This window comes from Corallococcus sp. AB049A (assembly GCF_003668885.1).
Taxonomy (GTDB): domain Bacteria; phylum Myxococcota; class Myxococcia; order Myxococcales; family Myxococcaceae; genus Corallococcus; species Corallococcus interemptor.
The window spans coordinates 1-605 of record NZ_RAWL01000898.1 but is presented as its reverse complement, the minus strand read 5'-3'; the positions used below and the strand labels follow the sequence as shown (position 1 = coordinate 605).

Here is a 605-nt window from a genome sequence, read left to right as displayed (position 1 = left end):
ACGCGGGACCTTTCAGGAGAGGGGGGCTGGGGCTGGGGCGCGCACGTTCCCCGCGTGCAAGCGACGCTGTCAAGAAGCGCGGGACGGGCCCGGACAGAATCGTCTTCCATCCTTGGCGTGAAGCCGTGCCGATTCCGGGCTCACGGCGAATCCGTCACTTCAGGCTCCAAGGCTGGACCGATGGGTGTCACCTTCCAGAGTTGCCCCGAGTCATTGCAGCCTGTCTTGTCGAGCGCGGGGATGTTGTTGGCCTTGTTGTCATTGACGAGGTCCAATGACAGCGCGTCTCCCTGCGCCTGGGTCGTCAGCCGGTAGATGCCGTTGGGCTCCGGATTCAGCTTCCATCGCTGCTCCGGAACATCCGCCGATTCGACGAGGAGGGTGCGATTGCCGGCGGTGCTGGCCAGGGACAGGCTGGTCCCAAGCCACTGGGTCGTCAGCCGGTAGTAGCCGTTGGCCTCCGGAGTCAGCTTCCACCGCTGCCCCGAGGCGTAGCCCGCCCTGGCGAGCATGGGCACGTTGGCCTTGCCGTCAGAGAAGACGTCCAACGCCATGCCTTCGCCCCGCCACAGGTTCGTCAGCTGGTAGTAGCAGCGGGCATCGAG

1 protein-coding gene is annotated in these 605 nt (G+C 65.5%); it reads right to left on the bottom strand.

All coding sequences use genetic code 11. From position 1 onward, the window contains the following. Positions 1-140: 140 nt before the first annotated feature. Positions 141-605: RICIN domain-containing protein (locus D7X55_RS40125; protein WP_121725725.1), on the bottom strand; the 465-nt coding region annotated here is incomplete at its 5' end.